Annotated in this window: 16 protein-coding genes; 11 read left to right on the forward strand and 5 right to left on the reverse strand. The window is 50.7% G+C overall.

Going from position 1 to position 17,047, the window contains the following annotated elements:
• Positions 1-146: 146 nt before the first annotated feature.
• From BUB30_RS12565 to BUB30_RS12575, 3 genes are all read left to right on the forward strand, one after another.
• Positions 147-908, forward strand: coding sequence for a sulfite exporter TauE/SafE family protein (locus tag BUB30_RS12565; RefSeq protein ID WP_317044199.1), 762 nt, complete (start codon positions 147-149; stop codon positions 906-908).
• A gap of 96 nt (positions 909-1,004) precedes the next feature.
• Positions 1,005-2,495, forward strand: a complete 1,491-nt coding sequence (locus BUB30_RS12570; protein WP_073134132.1) for a sensor histidine kinase — start codon at positions 1,005-1,007, stop codon at positions 2,493-2,495.
• Between the two features lie 27 nt (positions 2,496-2,522).
• Positions 2,523-2,921, forward strand: a complete 399-nt coding sequence (locus BUB30_RS12575; protein ID WP_073134134.1) for a response regulator — start codon at positions 2,523-2,525, stop codon at positions 2,919-2,921.
• 15 nt (positions 2,922-2,936) lie between these two features.
• Here the strand turns inward: BUB30_RS12575 and BUB30_RS12580 are convergent, their stop codons facing one another.
• Entirely contained in the window at positions 2,937-4,406 is a 1,470-nt protein-coding gene (locus BUB30_RS12580) for a flavin monoamine oxidase family protein (protein WP_084138052.1), read from the reverse strand.
• 87 nt (positions 4,407-4,493) lie between these two features.
• On the opposite strand from BUB30_RS12580, the gene BUB30_RS12585 reads away from it, so the two are divergent.
• From BUB30_RS12585 to BUB30_RS12610, 6 genes are all read left to right on the forward strand, one after another.
• Positions 4,494-5,006 carry an AAA family ATPase gene (locus BUB30_RS12585; RefSeq protein WP_073134137.1) on the forward strand — a complete coding sequence of 171 codons (513 nt, stop codon included), beginning with the start codon at positions 4,494-4,496 and terminating at the stop codon, positions 5,004-5,006.
• Positions 5,007-5,010: 4 nt separating this feature from the next.
• Positions 5,011-6,249: an MFS transporter gene (locus BUB30_RS12590; protein ID WP_073134138.1), complete on the forward strand. Its 1,239-nt coding sequence runs from the start codon at positions 5,011-5,013 to the stop codon at positions 6,247-6,249.
• A gap of 12 nt (positions 6,250-6,261) precedes the next feature.
• The gene (locus tag BUB30_RS12595) at positions 6,262-6,660 is read left to right on the forward strand and encodes a DUF2721 domain-containing protein (protein WP_073134140.1); all 399 of its coding nucleotides are present in this window, start codon (positions 6,262-6,264) and stop codon (positions 6,658-6,660) included.
• Between the two features lie 169 nt (positions 6,661-6,829).
• A complete protein-coding gene (locus BUB30_RS12600; RefSeq protein WP_073134141.1) occupies positions 6,830-7,780 on the forward strand; it encodes a glycosyltransferase family 2 protein in 951 nt (316 codons plus the stop codon).
• Between the two features lie 7 nt (positions 7,781-7,787).
• Complete coding sequence (locus tag BUB30_RS12605; protein WP_084138053.1) at positions 7,788-8,558, forward strand: class I SAM-dependent methyltransferase; 771 nt, start codon at positions 7,788-7,790, stop codon at positions 8,556-8,558.
• A gap of 10 nt (positions 8,559-8,568) precedes the next feature.
• Entirely contained in the window at positions 8,569-10,569 is a 2,001-nt protein-coding gene (locus tag BUB30_RS12610; RefSeq protein ID WP_073134144.1) for a hypothetical protein, read from the forward strand.
• Between the two features lie 51 nt (positions 10,570-10,620).
• Here BUB30_RS12610 and BUB30_RS12615 read toward each other — a convergent pair whose 3' ends face one another.
• Positions 10,621-10,920 carry a DUF2147 domain-containing protein gene (locus tag BUB30_RS12615; protein WP_073134145.1) on the reverse strand — a complete coding sequence of 100 codons (300 nt, stop codon included), beginning with the start codon at positions 10,918-10,920 and terminating at the stop codon, positions 10,621-10,623.
• A gap of 188 nt (positions 10,921-11,108) precedes the next feature.
• Between BUB30_RS12615 and BUB30_RS12620 the strand changes: the two genes are divergently transcribed.
• Both BUB30_RS12620 and BUB30_RS12625 read left to right on the forward strand, forming a co-directional pair.
• Entirely contained in the window at positions 11,109-12,203 is a 1,095-nt protein-coding gene (locus BUB30_RS12620) for a sensor histidine kinase (protein WP_073134146.1), read from the forward strand.
• Positions 12,200-12,940: a LytR/AlgR family response regulator transcription factor gene (locus tag BUB30_RS12625; protein ID WP_073134148.1), complete on the forward strand. Its 741-nt coding sequence runs from the start codon at positions 12,200-12,202 to the stop codon at positions 12,938-12,940. The genes BUB30_RS12620 and BUB30_RS12625 overlap by 4 nt, the downstream gene beginning before the upstream one ends.
• Here the strand turns inward: BUB30_RS12625 and hemH are convergent.
• The 3 genes from hemH to BUB30_RS12640 are packed head-to-tail and all read right to left on the reverse strand — an operon-like array spanning position 12,937 to position 16,947.
• A complete protein-coding gene (gene hemH, locus BUB30_RS12630) occupies positions 12,937-13,944 on the reverse strand; it encodes a ferrochelatase (protein ID WP_073134149.1) in 1,008 nt (335 codons plus the stop codon). The two genes, BUB30_RS12625 and hemH, sit on opposite strands and share 4 nt — an antisense overlap.
• Positions 13,945-13,951: 7 nt before the next feature.
• Complete coding sequence (locus tag BUB30_RS12635; protein ID WP_073134151.1) at positions 13,952-15,121, reverse strand: hypothetical protein; 1,170 nt, start codon at positions 15,119-15,121, stop codon at positions 13,952-13,954.
• Positions 15,121-16,947, reverse strand: coding sequence for a PAS domain-containing sensor histidine kinase (locus tag BUB30_RS12640; RefSeq protein ID WP_073134153.1), 1,827 nt, complete (start codon positions 16,945-16,947; stop codon positions 15,121-15,123). Before BUB30_RS12640 ends, BUB30_RS12635 begins: the two co-directional genes overlap by 1 nt.
• Positions 16,948-17,047 lie beyond the last annotated feature (100 nt).

Genomic DNA, 17,047 nt, shown 5'->3' on the forward strand with positions numbered 1-17,047 from the left:
CGGCTGGCTTCAAACTCTATGGAAGTAGTCGGTTAATTTCATTTTCCATGAAAAAGCATTCCCTTTGTGACGAAGGGGAAGACGTGTAACGATGACGTTCGCACCTCCCGTGTGGATTCATGGAAATTGTTGGCTATTTGGCATCAGTGTGTATCGGCCTCATCCTTGGCCTGCTGGGTGGAGGAGGCTCCATCCTATCGATACCGATATTAGTATATTTGTTTCAGGTCGATGCCGTGTACGCCTCGGCGTATTCGCTTTTCATTGTGGGCACCACCAGCCTGGTGGGAACGATCCCGAAATACAAAGAACAACTCGTCAACATCAAGACCGGCTTCCAGTTCGGCATTCCTTCCATCCTCACCATTTTCACCACGCGCCGGTGGATCGTGCCGGCTATTCCGGATGTGATCTGGCAAACGGATTCCGTTGTTATCACCAAACGACTCTTGCTGTTGGGCCTCTTCGCCGTGCTGATGGTGCTCGCATCGATCTCCATGATCCGCGGGCGACAGGAATTCAAAAGCGACGAGCGTCCTTATGCGGCTTTCTTCATTGTGTTGGAAGGGATACTCATCGGCTTTCTCACGGGACTGGTGGGGGCCGGCGGAGGCTTCCTCATCATCCCCGCCCTGGTTTTACTGACCGGCCTAACCTTCAAAGCCGCAGTGGGCACATCCCTTTTTATTATCGCGGTCAATTCATTGACCGGCTTTTTAGGCGATGTGATGAATTACCACATCGATTGGAAATTTTTGTTGCTGATCACTGCCCTCGCCGTTGCAGGTGTTTTGATCGGCAGCCGGCTTTCGCACAAGATCTCCTCCGCGAAGTTGCGCAAAGCGTTTGGCTGGCTGGTGCTGGTCATGGGGTGCTGGATTTTGTTTCACGAAATTGTGCTGGTTTAGGCTGGTGTTCTTTTCGGGTTTCGCTGGCGCCTTGGTCAAATTTCCCTAACTTGGTCGGTCTCTATCCCTATCTCCGTTGGATCCAAATCCAGTTTCATGACAAATCGTTTGGTCACGTTTTTCAAAAAATTCAACCCGCTGACACAGCGTAATGTGTTCATATTGTTATCGATCCTCATCGTGGCGGCCGCTTCGCTGATCGTCGTCAACTACCTCACCATTAAAACCCTTTCGGCCGTCCGGGCCTACACCAACGGCGAATCGCAATATTCAAAAGGAGAGAAAGGTGCCGCCCGCCACCTGATCATGTACGTGAACACGCACGATGAAACACATTGGGAGCAGTTCAAGCAGGAGCTCGGCGTCACGTTCGGCGACAGCATTGCACGCGTCGCGCTATCGCAAGAAGATGGCAACCCGGAGGTGATCAAAAAAGGCTTCCTCCAGGGCCGCAATCACCCCGACGACCACGACGACATGATCTGGTTGTTCCGGAATTTTGGTCGCATTTCGTTTATGGCCAACGCCATCGCTATCTGGAAACAAGCAGACGGCATCATCCACCAGGAATATTTACTCGCGGAAGAAATTCACACCAAGATCAAAACGGGACATTGGACGCGAACGGATCAGGAGGCGGTGATCAGTCGTATCAATTCGATCACGGGTTTGCTTACCGCAAAGGAGCGCGCTTTCTCAAATGTGTTGGGCGACGCATCGCGCCGGATCAACGGTTATCTGTTTGTGGCCAATTTTTTCTTTACGCTCATCATCATTGGCAGCGCCATCGGCTATGGAGCTTCCATGATCGGCAAGATCATGCGATCGCAACGCGAACTGGAATCTAAAAATACTGACCTCACCCTCACCAACCACGAGCTCGACAATTTTGTTTACAGCGCCTCACACGATCTGCGGGCCCCCATCACCTCGCTGAAGGGTCTTATCGAATTGGCGAACCTGGAGGACAACGTCGCACAGATAAAAGAGTATCTGGCGCTGATGCAACAGAGTCTGGAGAAGCAAGATCATTTCATCAACGACATCATCGATTTTTCCAAAAACAAAAGAGTGTCGCTACAACTCCAGGAGGTCAGCCTGGTGGAACTTATCGAAAGCGCTTTGAACCAGCACCGGTTTATGTTGGGCGCCGAAAGGATCAAGATGCACACGGTGTTCCGGTCAGACAAGGCCTATTCCGACCCGCTGCGTCTCAGCATCCTGTTCAACAACCTCATTTCCAACGCGATCAAGTACAGTGACGAGAAAAAAGAACAAAGCTTTCTGAATGTGGAAACCTATGCCACCGACACGCATCACGTCATTATAGTCGAAGACAACGGTATCGGTATCAGGCCCGAAGACCAAAAACATATTTTCGACATGTTCTTCGTGACCCAAAACACCAACAAAGGCTCCGGGCTGGGACTTTACATTGTGAAAGAAGCGGTGGATAAATTGGGCGGCTCCATTGCCGTTGAATCGGAAAAAAATGCGGGATCAAAATTTATTGTTCAGATTCCTAAAAACCATGTTGTATCTTTGGAACGTGTCGAACATGCAGATCACACGAATGGCTTATCGTAGAACACAACTATTTTTTTCATAGCCCCCATGAAACAAAAATGTAAATTCTTGATTGTGGACGACAACGAGGTGGACCAAATGGTTACCCGCACGCTCCTGAAAAAGAAACTTGCCGTGGAAGATGTGAGCCAGGTCCGCACGGGAAGCGAAGCCCTGGAATGGTTGAAAGTTTCGGGCGACACCATCGGCGAGTGCCTGATCATTCTGCTCGACATCCAGATGCCCGAAATGGATGGCTTCGAATTTCTGGAGGCCTACGAAGAGGTGGACGAAAGTGTGAAACACAAAACCACCATCATCATGCTCTCCTCCACACTGGATCCCACCGACATTCGGCGTGCCACGGATCACAAATACGTGAAGAGCCTGTTCAGTAAACCGGTCCCCACGGGTTTGCTCGACGAACTGATGGGCGCCCAGGCCTGAACCCGGGCTAACTACTCAACCTAATTTAGCAATCACTTCTGCCGCCACGCGCTGTGCCGAAAGCAGGGCACCGCTGATGGTGCCAAACTCCCCGTTCACGTCGGTAGCCTCGCCGGCAAAGAAAACGCGGTCGTTCAGCGACTTGGCCAGCGCCACCCGGTCTTGTTGCGTGCCATTGGGCTTAAGATAGGCCGTTCCCCCGCGGATGTAAGGCTCCTTGGACCAATCCTGGATCACCGCGATAATGTTAGGTACCGTGTCCAGATCTTTCCGGACGTTCAGACTGGCCTTGCCCGCATAGATGGTATCCAATTCAGCCAGCAGCGCAGGGATGGCATCTTTTCCCATGCCCGACAGCGCCACAGCCTGTGCGCCGCCAACCGTGATGCTAAGCGTTTTGCTATAGTCACTGCGCAAGGCACCGCTGTTGAAATATTCAGGGCCCTTCGTTCCACCATAGAGAAAACCGGAAGTGGCTCCCCAGAAGTTTATCTTGAAATCGATCAGTACCCTCACCGTTGCGTCCATGTCCATGTTGGCCAGGGCTGCTGTTTTTTCGCTGGTCAGCGCCGGGGTGAAGCCGATATCGCCAGCCTTCAACACCGACACGGGCACGGTTACAATGACCTTGTCCACATCGGTGGTGAACGGTTCGCCGTTCAGCGTATTTTGTCCGTTGATCGTGATCTTATCGTTGCTATAGTTTATTGCCTTGATCACCGAGTTCACCTGTACATTATCGGCGACTTTGCTAAAGCGCGAGAGCAAGGCATCCTGCATGGGATTGTCGCTGAGGGTTTGGATGGTGTTGTTGCGCGTTCGCAGGGCAAGCCCTTCGGCCAATCCGGCAATGCCCAGCCGGTCGTTGGACGTTCCGTATTTGTTTCCAATCCACGCGTTCAAGATCCCGTGGGTACGCGATGAGAGTCCCGCCGCCGTGATGGCGTCTTGCACCGACACGTGTGGACCGGCATAGGTGGAGAGTGTATTGAAAAAGTTTTGCGCTGCAATGAAATCTGCATCGGCAGCGGCTGTGGCCGCGTCGGCCAGGGCGTTGTCGAGAAAGTAATTGTCCGTGGTGCCGCTGGTGATGTTGCCGGTGGCGAGTTTGAGATCGGTGATGATCTTTCCCCAGACCGAATCAGATCCCAGCACTTGTTCGGCGCCAAGCTCATTGGGATAGTCGCTGCTCAGCTCGGTCTGCGAGTTGAGGTATAATGCGGCAGATGGCTTGTCGCTGGTCTTCAAGGAACGCACGCGGCCGCCCATGCGGTCGGACGCTTCATAGATCACCACATTGTAGCCTTGTGCTTTCAGGATGTCGGCGGCATACAAGCCGGCGGCGCCTGCGCCAACAATCGCCACGGTGGGGCCGGTATTGGGTTGGGGATCGTCGTCCTTTTTGCAGGAACTTAGCCAGGAGGGCACGACCAAACCTGCAGTCAATCCCCATCCAAGACGTTGAATAGCTTTTCTACGCTTCACGCTACTATTTTTTTGGAAAGTTAAGGATCGGGCTAATTTTACAGAAATATAAACGATTTTCGGCCTATGAATTCAAATTCACTGCCAATGGTTAAAAAAGTCGCGGTGATTGGTCCGGAGTGTACCGGTAAATCCGAGTTATCACAATTTTTGGCTGGGTATTATAAGACCGAATGGGTGCCCGAATATGCGCGGGGATTCATAGACCACCTGATCCGTCCCTACGAGGAACATGACCTGCTCACCATCGCCCACGGCCAGCTTCGGCTGGAAGATGAATATGCCCGCGACAGCAACAAGGTCATGTTTTGCGATACCAACCTGTATGTGATCAAAGTGTGGAGCGAGGTGAAATTCGGCTCCTGTGCGCCGGATATTCTCCGCGAAATCCAGACCAGGCCCTACGATCTCTATCTGCTCACCTACGTTGACGTGCCCTGGCAAGACGACCCCCAGCGCGAACATCCCACGCGCCGCGAAGAACTTTATGAGCGCTACCTGAGCGAAATGAAAAACCAGACTGTTCCCTTCGTGGAAATCAAAGGCGCGCGCGAACAGCGCCAGCAAACCGCTCTGGACGCGGTCAAAAAAATTCTCTAGACCCATGAGTACGCCGACCGGCCCGTATGCGGCCCTTCAGATCCCGGACTTCCGTCTTTTTATTTCTACGCGATTTTGCGTGACACTGGCCATCCAAATCCAGGCCGTAGTGGTCGCCTGGCAAGTATACGAGATCACCAACGATGCGCTGTCGCTTGGGTTGATCGGTCTGGCAGAAGCGGTTCCTTCCATCAGCGTTTCGTTATATGCCGGTCACCTCGCCGACATCATGAACCGGAAGAAGATCATCGTGATCTGCCTGGCGACTTTATTACTGTGCTCGTTGTCGCTGCTCTTTTTCACGTTGGAGCCGGGTAAGTTTATTCTGAGCTATGGTGCCCTGCCCATCTATGCCGTGATCTTTGTCAGCGGCATTGCGCGTGGCTTCATCACACCGGCACTTTTTTCGTTCATGCCCCAACTTGTTCCCCGCGAATTGTATAGCAACGCCATCACCTGGAACAGCACGCTTTGGGAAACCGCTGCGATCGGTGGTCCTGCCCTTGGGGGGCTACTCTATGGCTGGCTTGGTATTCAAGCCTCTTATGCCGCAGATGTACTGCTCATGCTGACCGGACTGCTTCTGGCAATCGGTGTTACGAACAAACCGGTCCCTCCCGAAAGCGAAGAGCAGGGCATCTTCGAAAAGATCAAGGCAGGCTTGCGGTTTGTCTTTCATCATCAAATTATCCTGGGTGCTATTTCACTCGACTTGTTTGCCGTGCTCTTTGGTGGCGCCGTGGCTTTGTTGCCGATCTTTGCCAAAGAAATATTGATGGTAGGACCACAGGGGCTTGGTCTCTTGAGAGCGGCACCCTCCATTGGAGCGTTGCTCATGGCGTTCTACATCACCCATCACCCGATCAAGAAGAACACCGGCAAAATTCTTTTATATTGTGTGGCCGGCTTTGGCGTGTGTATGATCCTCTTCGCCCTTTCGACCAACTTTTTAATTTCCTTGTTCCTGCTCATGATGAGCGGTATGTTCGATTGCGTGAGTGTGATCATTCGCGGCACGCTACTGCAAACGTTAACACCCGAAAATATGAAAGGACGTGTGTCGGCGGTGAATCACATTTTCATTGGGTCGTCCAACGAGATCGGGATGTTCGAGTCGGGCGTGGCGGCGCGATTGCTGCGGGTAGTGCCGTCGGTGATCTTCGGGGGATGTATGACGCTGGTTTCGGTTGGAACGATTGCCGTGCTGGCGAAATCGTTGCGCAGGCTACAACGTGTTCATTAAACGAATTTTGGTATGGATATCTCTATCAATACACCGGCCTTGCTTTTTCCTGCCATCACCTTGCTGATGCTGGCTTACACCAATCGGTTTCTGGGACTGGCCACGTTGATCCGCAGTCTTCACACGAAATACAAGCAAGTGCAGGAGGACCGTGAGATTATCCGGGCCCAGATCCGGAACCTCAGAAAAAGATTGATGCTCATCAAGCACATGCAAGGCGCAGGGATCAGCAGCTTCTTTCTTTGCGTGCTCTCGATGCTTTTCTTTTACCTGGAGAATCAGGTGATGGCCTTTAGTTGCTTTGGGCTTAGTTTATTGTTTTTGCTGATCTCGCTGGCGCTTTCGTTGAATGAAATTTACATCAGCACGCGGGCGTTGGAGATTGAGTTGAAGGATATGCTGGAGGAGTAAAAATGCGGCTACACCTCCAGACTTTTCCACACCCCCTCAAATCAAAAAGCCGTTTTTTTTATCCACTCTGCCAACTGGAATACCTATATTTGACATCCGCCAGCAGTGGCTTACAAGTTTTGACAAACCAGATGCCTTTAGCCGGGCATCCTCCATTAATCTGTCGTAAATGGACAAACCCGAGATTTCATTTGTCGTGCCACTTTACAATGAAAGCAAGGTATTTCCATTGCTCATTCAACGGCTAAATGCCCTGATGGACAGCACGACGCAACCCATCGAAGTCGTGCTGGTGGACGACGGCAGTCGCGACAATACCGCCCAGTTGATGCACTTCCTTGCGCTGGAGGACGACCGTTATCAATGCATTTTTTTATCGCGCAACTATGGTCACCAACTTGCCTTGAGTGCTGGACTTTCCGTGATCAATGCCACGCAAGCTGTCATGATCATCGACGGCGATTTGCAGGATGCACCCGAACTCTTTTTTGATTTCTACCAGCATTTTTTAAAGGGATACGATGTGGTCTATGCGGTCAGGAAGAAAAGAAAAGAAGGGTACATAAAAAAAGTCGCCTATCATGCCTTCTACAGACTGCTTCGCTCCATCTCCTATGCAGAAATCCCGCTGGACAGCGGCGACTTCTCCCTCATCAGCAAACGAGTGGTCGATCTTTTGAATCAAATGCCCGAAGAAAGCCGCTTTATCCGGGGCATGCGATCGTGGATTGGATTCAAACAAATCGGAATAGAATATGATCGGCAGGAAAGAGCTGCAGGCGACTCGAAATACTCCTTTAAAATGCTCTTTAAACTTGCTTATAACGGGATTTTCAATTTTAGCAAGATCCCCATCAAGCTCATCACCGTTTTGGGTATTACCTCCATCCTACTTTCATTGGTGTACTTCGGCATCACGCTTTTTCGAAAATTCGTGTACCACGATGTGCCTACCGGCTTCACAGCGCTTTTGTTTGTGATGATCCTTTTTGGCGGCGTCCAACTGGTCTCCCTGGGCGTGATCGGTGAATATGTGCTCAGAATTTTTTTTCAGGTAAAGAACAGACCCTTGTTCATTATAAAAAACCGAATCGTCGGTAAAAAACTCATCAACGAATAATTCCCGCATGACATCAAGATTAGAATATATATCGAAATCCATACCGGTCTCCATGGCCGACGATTGGTTTGAAATTGCAAATGCTTCCCACTTTTGGATGCAGTGGCGAATGAAGGCCTTGCTCCGCTACAAACAGCTGCTCCCCCCGGCATCGTCGCGGGTTTTTGAGATCGGATGTGGCAATGGCATCTTCATGGAACAATTGGAAAGGCACCTCCACTATACGGTGGACGGATGTGACCTCAATCTGAAGGCGCTCGATCTTGCCCAACCTGGCAAGGGACGATTGATGGTCTATAATATCTTCGACCTCAACCCAGCCCTGATCAAGCAATATCCGGCGGTGTTCCTGATGGACGTTATCGAGCATATTGACGATGATATCACTTTTTTGAAAACAGCGACCGAATATCTTCAACCTCAAGGATTGGTTGTGGTCAACGTCCCCGCGCACATGTATCTGTTTAGTAAGTACGATGACGCCGCCGGCCACGTGCGCAGATATTCAAAGGAAAGCCTTCGAAATGCTTTCACAAAAGCGGGCATAGAACCACTGAAAGTATTTTATTGGGGCGGGTCGCTCATTCCCCTTGCCATGCTTCGGAAACAAGTTCTCCGGAACCGGACCGAAAAAATCATCGAACAAGGATTTGCGCCGCCCAATGCGCTTACACACGCCCTCCTCAAGGGAGTGATGAACGTGGAGACTTTTCTTCCACTCAACCCGTTGAGCGGCACCTCGGTGATGGCCATCGGACGAAAAATTCAGACTACCTAAACGATTTGAAATGTACCTTACATTCCTCCTTCAATTCGTTTTCGTTCTTTTATTTTTTGGAGGTACAGGTGCTCTCGCCATTCGGCTCTTTAACAAAAATTGGTTCCGGGAATTTGATTTTCTAACCCTCTTCGCCAGCGTGTTGGTGGGTGCCATACTGGCGGCAACCCTTACGGCTGTATTTTTTACCCGGGGCAAAACCATTCTCACTGCATTCATTCCACTAGGGATTGCATTGGGGTTCCTGCACCGGTCGACTCATCAGCAGACGGAAGCGCCGCTCCGTCAAAAAAAAAATATTCGAACCACAACGCTTCTCGCGGCGTTAACCACACTCTTCATTTTTTCATTGTGCTACTGGCAATCCGTTACGACGTCGTCCGTACTTCCTTTTGTGCTCCCGCACTATGACTACATTTTGTACAATAACATATCCTATTTCTTTAGCGTCACCGGACAGGAAAATATTTTTCACATCAACAACCTTTACGATGCAAGCTATCATGGCGCCAAGCCCCATCACTACCTGGACTCCTGGATAAACGTTTTGACATCAACGGCATTTGGCCGGCTCGATGTGGTCAACTACTATTTGTGTATCCTGCCCTTGGTTTATTCTTTGATTGTTTTTGGCTTGCTTGCCCTTTGTGAAATCAAAGATCTCCCGACCGTAACCGGCTTCGGACTGGCCTTCTCCCTACTGTTCTTCGGCGGCGTTCTCTATCCCTGGGTTGACCTCTTCCCACTTTTTGCCAACGCCGACAACTTTGCACTAACCGCCGTGCATGGACATCCCAAGCTGACTTTCTACTATATTTTTATCCTGGCCGCTGTCGTGTTCCTTTACAAGAACAACACGTTGTCGGCGACACTTGCGCTGCTTTGTCTTCCGGTGATGTCTATCACAGCATTGCCTGCCATCGCGGGTGGCCTCGTGTTGTTTTTGCTTATCAATCTGAAGGGCAAATGGATCCCACCGGTCGTCTCAAAAAAAATATTGCTCAGCACGGTTCTTACGGGACTTTTTATCGGCCTTTTCTATGTGCTCTTTGATCATGCACAAGTCAACATGGAGGGAACACATGTCGGTGACGTGAAAGCTCTGTTCGTCGAGGACCTTTTAAATATCAATAGCCTCCGGACAAGAATAAATATTATCGGTGGCACCGTTATTCAGCTTTCTGCTCTTTATCTTCCTTTTTTAGCCCTTCTTCTGCTTTTCAAAAGTGATTTCGTTTCCATGCTTCGAAAAAGGGAGCTTGGCATCTTTGCTACGCTCGCTGTGGCAATATGTGCTGCTGGCCTGGGAGGGTGGGTTCTTTTTCAACGACTGGTTAACGGGATGCAGGTTTTTAACAATCCGGCAATACCCACGATCAATTGCGTTTGTTTTGTGGTGATCATCGAAATGGCAAGTCAATTACAACCGGAGCCTAAGCCAAAAAAATTCCGGATGGCGGCCGGAATGTTCCTTTTTCTCCTGGTGATTGGCGCGCATCTCTACAGCTTCCTGAGTGAAAAAAATCAAATGAAGAACTATGATCACTTCGGAAAAGAATACCTGCAAGCCATCAAGTCCTTTGTCGCGTCTTCTTCATCGCAGGGAATTGCGGCCGGCGTTTCTCTAAAAGGACCGGATGAATACGCCACGGTCTTTTCGAAGTACACTGTTTACTATACGCTGGGCGACTACCTTCCATTTTTTGCCAACGGCTTTGTCCCCATCAGCATCAGTGATTTTGAGATCAAATTGAGTACCGCCAACAGCATCGATGCCATCCGGGATTTGAATGCCGTAAAACTTGGACTGTTCTACCGCTTCGTACAAGCGCAAAAAGAAAAGGGCACTTTTCACACGGTCGAACAAAGTCAGCTTGATTTCATCGAAAAATACCGCGTTCGCTATGCCATTGTCTCCGCGAAGGCTACCATACCGCCATTTCTTCAAGCCCGCACCCAACAACAATTTACGGACACCGTTTCCGGGGAGCGTTTTTTGATTTTAAAATAGACAAAAAAAAGCCCGGTCTTTTTTTGACCGGGCTTCGCTCTAACTACTAAATCAAATCGAACGTTTCGATCTGTGCTTTTTCGAAGCAGACATGCCGCGCTCGTTGTACTGTCTTAACAGCAAGTCAAGCTTCTTTCTATATTTTGCTTTTTTTATGTTGATATACACACCATCGATCGTCACTTCATGCACCAGCGTGTTACTGGCATCATAAAAACGAACGACAGAATAAGGGATGTTCCTGGGGTTGGTTTCCACTACCCAATAGACGGGCGACGTCGGGGCTTGCTGAGCGAAGGCTGTGGTCATGACCAACAGCGCGAAGGAGGACAAAAGGACAAGACGTTTCATAAACTTTGATCTTTGTATGAAATACGCAAAGTCCCCTGAGAAATATTTGGAGCTTAGCCCTATCCAAGGCTTTGCCGGACAGAGAGAAGGAGCCCGGCGATGAAATGATTTTATCGACGATAACGGCACTTTTGTCTACAAAAGACTTTTTCCCTCAACCTTTAGCGGCAGAACGAGTAAGTTTAACGATGGATAGTTTTTTCTCACGGCTCGTCCTGTCCGAAATCCGCGCTTACCGGTTTGCTCGGCATTTCCTCTTCTGGCTGGCGTGGTGGGCGTTCTTTGGACTGCTCTACGGTTTCTATTATGTAGACGCTTCCACGCTTTTCAAGATCTCCTTCATGGAATCCCTGATTTTTTTACCAGCCCACATCTTTCTCAGCTACAGCATCATCTACGGCGTGCTTCCCCGGCTCATCCTGAAGGACCGCTACTGGCAAGCCCTGCTAGCGACGCTCTTCATGATCCTCCTGGCTGCGGGAATATCCATGTTGCTGAACACGTTCGTGATTTCCACCTACCGCGAGTGGGTAGATTTTCCCATGAGAAAAACGACCGTCTTCTATTCGTTTATGGGCGGCTTGCGCGGCTCCATGACGGCGGCTGGATTTGCCGTGGCCATCAAGCTGGTGAAGAACTTTTATTGCAAGCGCATCGAGACCGAAAAGCTCGAAAAAGAAAAGCTTCGCGCCGAGTTGGAAGTATTGCAAGGACAGCTGCACCCGCATTTCATGTTCAACACACTCAACAGCATTTATTCACTCGCCCTGAAAAAATCCGATCGCACGCCCGAGGCCATCTTAAAACTTTCGCAGCTCATGCGCTACATCCTCACCGATTGCCGGGGAGCAACCATCGAACTGCAAAAGGAGATCCGGGTGCTCTACAGCTATATCGACCTGGAAAAAGAACGATTTGGCAATCGGTTGGATATGACCGTGAACGTTCAAGGCGACCTGCAACGGCCCTCTATCGCGCCGTTGTTGTTGCTGCCCTTCCTGGAAAATAGCTTCAAACACGGCGCCAACGAAATGATCGAACAGGCATGGATCAGCCTTGACCTGAACGTGCAGCAATCGGTGCTGAAGTTCAAATTGGCAAACGGAAGGGCTGACGAAAACGGCGCGCAGGAAAATTCTGCCCACGTGGGCCTCCTCAACGTGAAGAAAAGGCTGGAACTGCTGTATCCCAATGGCCACGAACTGCGTATCACCGAAGACACGGACCTTTTTGTGGTCTCCCTGACCATCGAGCTGGACAAGATCAAAATACCCTACGCGTGACGCCCAAATTCCGCTGCCTGCTGATCGACGATGAGCCCCCCGCGCTGGAGGTGCTCCGGACGTATATCGCGACGCTGCCAACGCTGGAAGTCGTGGGCGAATGTCATCACGCACTGGCGGCCTTCGAGTTTCTCCGACAGCATCCGGTGGACCTGCTCTTCCTCGACATCCAAATGCCCCGCTTGCTGGGCACCGAATTTCTAAAAGCCCTACCCAATCCACCCCGCGTCATCTTCACCACGGCTCACCGCGACTACGCCGTGGAAGGCTTTGAATTGGGTGCGGTTGACTATCTATTGAAGCCTTACTCCTTGGAGCGCTTCCTGCGTGCCGTCCACAAAGTGCTGGACCTAGAGCATCGTCACACCCCAGCGCACGGCCGAAAGGAATCGCTGCACGCCGCCGACGAACGCTTCCTCTACGTCCGCGCCGATCGCAAGATGGTGAAGGTCATGGTCGACGAGATCCAATACATCGAAAGCCTGAAAGATTATGTAAAGATCGTGACCTCCAAACAGGTCATCACCAAACAAACCATCACCGCACTGGAAGAAATGTTGCCCGAAGAAGACTTCATGCGCATCCATCGTTCCTTCATTGTGTCGGTGAAGAAAATTGATTCGTATAGTCAACACGCCGTGTTCATGGGCAAGACAGAATTGCCCGTGGGCCCGTTGTACAAACAGGAAATTATGAAACGGTTGAATAAGGTTGGCGTGAACGATGCAACCCCTTAGGTGGTCACCAGATCTTTCAGACAGTCGATCCAGGTGGGGTGATCATTCAGGCTCTCCACCAGTTGTACTTTTTCTCCACCGTGCTCTTTGAAGATCTCCTGGTATTCGTCGCCGATCTCGATGATGGTCTCCAGGCAATCGGCCGTGAATGCTGGGGAAAATACAAGGATCTTTTTCATTCCCTTGCGCGCACATTCCTCCACTACCTTGTCGGAAAACGGCATCAGCCATTTTTTATCGAGGCGCGATTGAAAGCAGACGGTATATTTTCCCTGGGGAATGTTCAGCTTCTCGACCAGTAGCCGTGTCGTAGCATAGCACGTGGCTTTGTAACAATATTTGTTTTCTTCGGTGATCTCGTTCTCACAGTTGTGATCGGCGCAATGACCATCATCGTATACCTTATCCACCTGCCGTTCGGGCAAGCCGTGATAGGAGAACAAGATGTGATCGTAGTCCGCAAAATTATACTTCCGGCCACGGGCTGCGAAAGCCTCGATGAATTTCGGATGGTCGTAATACTGGCTGATGAATTTCACTTCCGGCACCACCCACCAGGTGCGCATCACCCGCATCACCTCATCCAAGGCCGACCCCGTCGACGCGGAGGCATATTGCGGGAACATGGGCAACACAATGATCTTCTCATAGTTCTTCTTTCTCATCACCTCCAACACATCCGGAAGCGATGGATTCTTGTAGCGCATGGCCAGATGCACTTCATAGTCGCTACCCAACGATGCCTGCAAAAGACCCTTTGCCTTTTCGCTATGATACAACAAAGGCGATCCATTGGCCGTCCATAGTTTTTTATAAATTTTGGCCGACTTGGAGGCGCGGAACGGGACGATCAGAAAGTTCACGAGGAGCTTCCGTGGCAGCCACGGTATGTCGATCACCCGTGGATCGTTGAGAAATTGTGAGAGATACGAGCGCACATCGCCGACAGCAGGGCTATCGGGTGTACCCAGATTTATAAGTAAAACGCCAGTTTTGCTTTTCATACATTTTCTAACCTAGGATGGGCGCCCGTTTGAAGGGCTTGGTTTCATCAAACAGCTTGCGATAGGTGGCATGCCGCTTGCAAACCGTTCCGCCCACCTGTTCTACGACAAGGATCATCTTTGGGTTGAAGTCGCCGATCCAATTCATTTCATATTCATCGTAACGGTTGTACTGATCCTGCAGTACAGCCCGTGAATTCATGATCATGGCACCGTCCAGCCCCTTGCCCTGATGCTCGGGCACCACACCAAACAAAATCCCAAAGGCCTTTCGGTTGGTCTTTATGAGCGTATGATACAGGAACTTCAATTTGCCGATCCAGTTCAGCTTCCCGTTCACGTATTTGAAGATCTGATTGATTTCCGGCAGCGACAAGAAGAAACTTACCGGCTCACCTTTATAAAATCCGAAATACAACAGGCGGCGGTCCAGGATGGGCTTCATCTGTGCCACCAACAAACGCGCTTGCTGCAAGCTTAGCTCGGGATTTTCCGAACGGTTTGCCCAGGCCTTGTTGTACACGTGATGAAGGTACTCGGCCAGTTTCGGGAGTTCGCTTTTTTCAAGACAATGAAAATCATAGTCAGGATCCTTCGCCGTGATGGCCGCCTTCTCGCGCAGTCGTTCGATGACGGGCTCGTTGATGAGGCGGTAGAAGGTGAGTTGATAGAAGTATACCTTAAAGCCGTATTCCTCAAAGAAATCCTTGTAATACGGAAAGTTGTAATTGCACTGATAGTTCGGCTCGCGATCAAAGCCTTCAATGAGCAACCCCCACCACCGGTCGCGGCTGCCAAAATTGATGGGGCCGTCCATCGCTTCCATGCCTTTTCCCTGGAGCCAATGCTTGCATTGGTTGAAGAGCATGAAGGCGGCATCCTTGTTGTTGATGCACTCAAAGAATCCCATCCCGCCCGTAGGCTGATCGTTGCCCTTCTTCACGGTCTTCTGATTCACAAAAGCCGCTACACGACCGATGGTCTCCTGTTTGTCGTTCACCAATATCCAACGGGCGCATTCGCCGTGACGGAAGGTCTTGTTCTTTTCTTTGTCGAAGACGGCCTCCACATCCTTGTCCAGGGGACGGATCCAGTGGGGTTCGTCTTTATAGAGCTTCACCGGCAGCATGAGAAATTCACGGGCCTGCTTGGGCGTAGATACTTCGTAGATCTTCATTATTGTTCAACGCCTATGGAAGGCATTTTGCCAATCATACTGTTTATGCGGTTGGGCAGCAAAATAGCAAAGCGGGTGCCATGACCCAACCGGCTGGCCACCGTGATCTGCCCGCCCAATTTGTCGACAGCATTTTTCACGATGTAAAGACCGATGCCCGATCCGTCGGACTGTTCTGTGGCGCGATAAAACATTTCAAAAATTCTTTCCAGGTTCTCTTCACTGATGCCAATGCCATTGTCGGCAAAGACTATTTCGGCACGAAGGTGATCAATGTTTATTTTAATACCAATTTCGGATGCAACTTGTTCCAATTGGCGGTATTTGATGGCGTTGGAAATGAGGTTTCGCAAAATTTCGGCAATGCGCCAGGGGTCGCTATAGAAATCAATGCCTTCCACTTTGATGATGCGCTTGATCTCCTTGGCTCCCTCCAGGTAGTTGAGATCGTTGAATGTCTCCTCGATGATCCGGCTAAAATCAACTTTGCGCACGCTCACTTCCATCTTCAGGTTTTTGGAATGGCTCAGCACATCGCCGATAAAATGATCGAGGTGCTCCACTTTGCTGCCGATGATGTCGATGTAGTCCATTGGATTGTCGGTGTTGCCCGGCAGCTTGGCCAGGTTCACCAGGCCCAGGATGGACGACAGGGGTGCACGCAGATCGTGCGAGACCTTGTAAACAAAATTGTCGAGTTCGCCATTGCGTATTTTCAACTCCTCTTCCACGCGTTTGCGTTCGGTGATATCGACATAGACGCCATAGATCCCGATCGTCTCGTTGTCTAACATCACGGGCATGCCATACAGGATCACGTTCACGATCCGGCCGTGACGATGTCTTCTCACGGTTTCAATGCTCACGATGCGATGGCTGGTGATCAGGTTGTTGAGGTCGACGCCTTCGTGGGTGAGCTCTTCGGGGACGATAAAATCGTTGATGCTGCGCCCTTTCAATTCCGGGAGGGTGTAGCCGAACATTTCTTCGAACCCCCGGTTCACCTGCTCCACTTTTCCCGAATCCGTGAGCAGCACCACCGCCATGGGCACGTTCTGGAAAAGTTGGGCCAACAGCGTCTCGTTCTTTTTGATCCGGGCCTCCACCTGCTTGCGCTCGGTGATGTCGCGGAAAATCACCTGGATACACGGCTCGCCGCGGAAGGTGAAGGGGTAGGCCATGGTCTCCACATCGATGACCTGGCCGTCCTGGCGCACATATTTCTGTTCGATCATGGCCCCGGGCAATCCCACGGCCACCTCTTTCATTCTGCGAATGACACGCTGATGATATTCGGGGTGCACAAAGTTCAATACATCGGTGCCCACCAGGTTCTGTCTTTTTTCGCCACCCAGGATGGCGTGGGCAAAGGCGTTGGCAAAAACCAATTTGCCTTGTTTATGGATGACCACCCCAATGGGCAGTCGCTCGATCAACGATTGATAGCGCTCCTCGCTTTCGCGTGCGGTCTCGATGCGTTCGGTAATGTCTTGGATAATGCCCCGGCGGATGATGACGCCATCGTTTCGAAGCTCGTGATTGGAGCGAATCTCGACCCACTTGATCTTGCCCCGCACGTGCATGCGCCCCTGCCAATTCCACTCGCGCCCGGCTTGCTCACTGACCAGCGAACTGGCCTGTAGCTGTCCGATGTCCTCCAGGTGTACGATGGCATCCATCGCCCCGGCGTCGTTCAAGACCGCCTCCGGCGATATGCCCAGCAGCGACTCGCACGCCTCACTGATGAAATCGAAACGACGGATTCCATTGGGTTGAACCGTGTATTCGTAGATAACAGCGGGCAAATGCTTTATAAGATCGCGCATAGGTTTCGTGACAAGCAAACGGCTTGAGAGCAAATAGCGGGCCTAGGAATGGTTGTCTAATCTTAAACTGCGCAAGATAATTTATATACCCTTAAGAAAA

The sequence above is a fragment of the Chryseolinea serpens genome, from assembly GCF_900129725.1.
GTDB lineage: Bacteria > Bacteroidota > Bacteroidia > Cytophagales > Cyclobacteriaceae > Chryseolinea > Chryseolinea serpens.

What these genes read in the sequence shown, in the direction of transcription:
- BUB30_RS12570 (WP_073134132.1), top strand. Translation starts at nt 1,005, where the DNA reads ATGACAAATCGTTTGGTCACGTTTTTCAAAAAATTCAACCCGCTGACA.
- BUB30_RS12575 (WP_073134134.1), top strand. Translation starts at nt 2,523, where the DNA reads ATGAAACAAAAATGTAAATTCTTGATTGTGGACGACAACGAGGTGGAC.
- BUB30_RS12585 (WP_073134137.1), top strand. Translation starts at nt 4,494, where the DNA reads ATGGTTAAAAAAGTCGCGGTGATTGGTCCGGAGTGTACCGGTAAATCC.
- BUB30_RS12590 (WP_073134138.1), top strand. Translation starts at nt 5,011, where the DNA reads ATGAGTACGCCGACCGGCCCGTATGCGGCCCTTCAGATCCCGGACTTC.
- BUB30_RS12595 (WP_073134140.1), top strand. Translation starts at nt 6,262, where the DNA reads ATGGATATCTCTATCAATACACCGGCCTTGCTTTTTCCTGCCATCACC.
- BUB30_RS12600 (WP_073134141.1), top strand. Translation starts at nt 6,830, where the DNA reads ATGGACAAACCCGAGATTTCATTTGTCGTGCCACTTTACAATGAAAGC.
- BUB30_RS12605 (WP_084138053.1), top strand. Translation starts at nt 7,788, where the DNA reads ATGACATCAAGATTAGAATATATATCGAAATCCATACCGGTCTCCATG.
- BUB30_RS12610 (WP_073134144.1), top strand. Translation starts at nt 8,569, where the DNA reads ATGTACCTTACATTCCTCCTTCAATTCGTTTTCGTTCTTTTATTTTTT.
- BUB30_RS12615 (WP_073134145.1), bottom strand. Translation starts at nt 10,920, where the DNA reads ATGAAACGTCTTGTCCTTTTGTCCTCCTTCGCGCTGTTGGTCATGACC.
- BUB30_RS12620 (WP_073134146.1), top strand. Translation starts at nt 11,109, where the DNA reads ATGGATAGTTTTTTCTCACGGCTCGTCCTGTCCGAAATCCGCGCTTAC.
- hemH (WP_073134149.1), bottom strand. Translation starts at nt 13,944, where the DNA reads ATGAAAAGCAAAACTGGCGTTTTACTTATAAATCTGGGTACACCCGAT.
- BUB30_RS12635 (WP_073134151.1), bottom strand. Translation starts at nt 15,121, where the DNA reads ATGAAGATCTACGAAGTATCTACGCCCAAGCAGGCCCGTGAATTTCTC.
- BUB30_RS12640 (WP_073134153.1), bottom strand. Translation starts at nt 16,947, where the DNA reads ATGCGCGATCTTATAAAGCATTTGCCCGCTGTTATCTACGAATACACG.